We start from the raw sequence: 3,598 nt of genomic DNA on the forward strand, positions 1-3,598 counted from the left end.
CCGCCCCCGAGGCCGGGCCGGACGCCGAGGCGCTGGCCGCCCGCCGCTGGGAGATGCCGCTGCCGCTGCGGGCGGGGGCCGGACCGCTGGCGGCGCTGATGGTCGCCACCGCCGTCGTGCTGCTCGACGACGACGGCTGGTGGGAGGGGCTGCTGCGCCCGCTGTGGATCGGGTCGCTGGCGATCCTCGCCTGCGCCCAGACGCTGTCCTGGCAGCTGGTGGCCGACCGCAACGGCCTGCGGGTGGCCACCGCGCTGCGCACCCGCAGCTACCGGTGGACGGAGATCTCCGCGGCGGCGGTGCACCGGAACCTGCTCACCATCCGGCTGCGCGGCGGCCGGGAGTTCTCCTTCTTCAGCCGCCCGACGGTCTGGCTGGCCGCCCTCTTCGGCGGCCGGTACGACCCGGTGGCGCTGGCCCGGACCGTCGCCACCGCCGCCCACCGCCCCGACCTGCGCCCGGCGCAGGCCCTGCCGGACCGGCTGGGCGGCCCCCAGCACCTGGTGAACCGGCTCGCACTGACCGGTTACGCGGTGTTCACCGTCGCCCACTACGCCCTCTGAACCCGCCCCGGAGGGGCACCGGATCCACACCGCTTCCGGGCTGCGCGTAAAGGGGAGTACGGTGTTCTTGATCACAGCACCGGTGGCGCGCCGCGAGGCGTCCCCGGCCGTCCGGACCGGGACAAGACGAGGACGCGTCCGCACCGGTACGGTTGGCCCCGATGAACACCAAGGCTGCTGAGGAGCTGCCGGCTGTTTCCGTGATCATGCCGGTGCTCAACGAGGAACGTCACCTGCGCACGGCGGTCCGGCGCATCCTGGACCAGGAGTACCCCGGACCGATCGAGGTGGTGATCGCTCTCGGTCCATCCACCGACCGCACCGCGGAGATCGCGGCCGAGCTGGCGGCCGAGGACGGGCGGGTGCGGACGGTGGAGAACCCCACCGGCCGGACGCCGGCCGGGCTGAACGCCGCGATCCGGGGCTCCCGACACCCGATAGTCGTGCGCGTGGACGGCCACGGCCTGCTCACCCCCGGCTACATCACCACGGCTGTCCGGCTGCTCGGCGAGATGGACGCGGCCAACGTCGGCGGCATCATGCACGCCGAGGGCGAGACCGAGTGGGAGAACGCGGTCGCCGCCGCGATGACCTCCAAGATCGGCGTCGGGAACGCGGCCTTCCACACCGGCGGCCTGGCCGGCCCGGCGGACACCGTCTACCTCGGGGTGTTCCGGCGCGAGGTGCTGGAGAAGCTCGGCGGCTACAACGAGGAGTTCATCCGCGCCCAGGACTGGGAGCTGAACTACCGGATCCGCCAGGACGGCGGCCTGGTCTGGTTCACCCCGCAGCTCAAGGTGACGTACCGGCCCCGCCCCTCGGTGCGGGCGCTGGCCAAGCAGTACAAGGACTACGGCCGCTGGCGCCGGGTGGTCACCCGCTACCACCGCGGCTCGGTCAACCTGCGCTACCTCGCCCCGCCGGTCGCGCTGGCGGCGGTCGTCCTCGGTCTGGTGCTCGGCGTCGCCGTCCATCCGGGCTTCCTCGCGGTGCCCGGCGCGTACCTGCTGGGCATCCTCGGCGGCGCGGCGGTCGAGGGCCGCGGACTGTCGTTCAAGGCCAGGACGCTACTGCCGGTGGCCTTCGCGACCATGCACCTCAGCTGGGGATTCGGCTTCCTGACCTCACCGCGCTCGCTGGCCCGAAGAGTGATCGCCAGCGTCGGCCCGTCCTCCAAGGACGTGCTCTCGAAGACCGGCTGATTCGTTTCGGCACCGCTGTCGTCGGTGCGCATGGCGACAGTCGAGGACGGGCCGGGTACGGCCCGGATCGAGCCGGACGCGGACGCCGGCGAACGGGCCGCGACCGGCGCCGGGGTGACGGTCGGCCGCCGGGCCCCGGTCGGGGTCGACGCCGTGGTGCACCGGGACGTCCCGGACTTCGCCCTGGTCGCCGGTGTCCCGGCCCGCCGGACCGGCTGGGTCGGCCGTCCCCGGCGAGCCGCTGCGGCCCGCCGGGGACGGCCGCTGGGAGCGCCCGCGGAGCGCCGAGCGGTACTGCGGGGAGGGCGGAACCCTTCTGCTCCCGCAGGGGCCTGTCGTCGTTACTTGGCGCAGACGTCGGTGTCGTCCGCCTGCACCCGCTGGAGGTCCTCGGGGGCCTCGGTGGGCACCTCCGCAGGGTTGGCGGGGGCGGCCAGCACGTCCTTGCCGAGCACCAGCAGCAGCCCGCCCTTCGGGTCCGGCTTCGTGGCCGGCCGGACGGCGTCACCGGGCAGGCCGAGGGCGGCGGCCAGGGCGTAGGCCTGGGCCTCCTGGCCGGTCGGGTAGGACACCGTGGTGGTCTCGGCGAGCGGTGCGTCGCTGCCCACGGCGGCCTTGTCGAAGCCCTTCGCCCGGAGCTTCTCCACCGTCGGCCCGGACTGCCCGCGCTTGCCGCTGCCGTTGCGCACCGTCAGCTGGATGCCCTTGGTGGCGGGGGCCGGGGTGGTGGCGGTCGGGGTCGGCGACGCGGGCGCGGCGCCGGTGGCCGGGGCCTCGGGGGCGGGTGGGGCGGCAGTCTCGGTCAGCGAGCGGTCGCCCGCGATCATCGCGAACAGCTGCTGGGCGTCCGGCTGCTTGAGCACCAGCCGGTTCTCGTCCTTGGGGTCGTCCAGGACGGGGACGGTGGCGAAGGTGATGTTCTTGGTGTCCACCTTGCTGATGTCCAGCGCGAGGTCCTTGAGCTTGTCCACGCTGCCGATGCCGGAGTCCACGGTGAGCGCCTTGGTGGCGGCGTCCGCGAGCTTGTAGAGCTTGGTCGGGCTGGTCAGGGTGTCGTCGCTCTTGATCTTGCGGATCATCGAGCTGATGAACTGCTGCTGGAGCGGGATCCGGGTGAGGTCGCCGCCCTGGCCGACCGCGTGCCGGGTGCGGACGAAGGCCAGCGCCTCGTCGCCCTCGATCACGTGCCGCCCCTTGGTCATCTTGAGGTGGGAGCCCGAGTCGTCGATGTCCTTGGCCGCGCAGACCTCGACCCCGCCGACCGCGGTGGACAGGGTCTTCACCGCCTCGAAGTTGACCTGCACGAAGTGGTCGACCCGGATGCCGGTGGTCTTCTCGATGGTCTTCCAGGTGCAGCCCGCGTCGCGCCCCTCCTGGCCGAGGCTGTTGTTGAACATGTCCCGGGCCGAGCCCTGGATCTTCTTCCCCTGGGCGTTCAGGCACTCCGGGATCGGCACCATCAGGTCGCGCGGGAGGCTGACCACCGTCGCGTTGGAGCGGTCCTTGGCGATGTGGAACAGCAGGGTGGTGTCGGCGTGCCCGGTGCTGCCCTCGTCGCCGTACTCCCGCCCGAGGCCCTCCCGGCTGTCCGTCCCGATCACCAGGATGTTCAGTGCGTCCCCGGCGGCCGGGGGGCGCTCGGACTCGTCGCCCAGCTGGACCTTGACCGAGGTCAGGTTGTCGTTGAAGTGCCGGTACAGGTAGTACGCCCCGCCGCAGCCCGCGACCATCACCAGGGCGCCCGCCCCGGCCGTCCACTTGACTGCCCGGCGGCGCCGGTTGCGCTTGGCGAGCGCGGCCGCCCGCCGCCGGCCGTCCCGGCGGCCCTCCGCG

General features: G+C 73.3%; 2 protein-coding genes and 1 pseudogene. 2 read left to right on the forward strand and 1 reads right to left on the reverse strand.

Going from position 1 to position 3,598, the window contains the following annotated elements; all coding sequences use genetic code 11:
- A pseudogene (locus KS423_RS41170) lies at positions 1-563 on the forward strand (hypothetical protein); the annotation flags it as partial.
- 161 nt (positions 564-724) lie between these two features.
- Positions 725-1,765, forward strand: a complete 1,041-nt coding sequence (locus KS423_RS41175; protein WP_224284847.1) for a glycosyltransferase family 2 protein — start codon at positions 725-727, stop codon at positions 1,763-1,765.
- 341 nt (positions 1,766-2,106) lie between these two features.
- Here the strand turns inward: KS423_RS41175 and KS423_RS41185 are convergent.
- On the reverse strand, positions 2,107-3,598 hold a 1,492-nt coding region (locus KS423_RS41185; RefSeq protein WP_224284848.1), incomplete at its 5' end, for an LCP family protein.

Source organism: Streptomyces sp. LS1784 (assembly GCF_020103755.1).
Lineage (GTDB): Bacteria > Actinomycetota > Actinomycetes > Streptomycetales > Streptomycetaceae > Kitasatospora.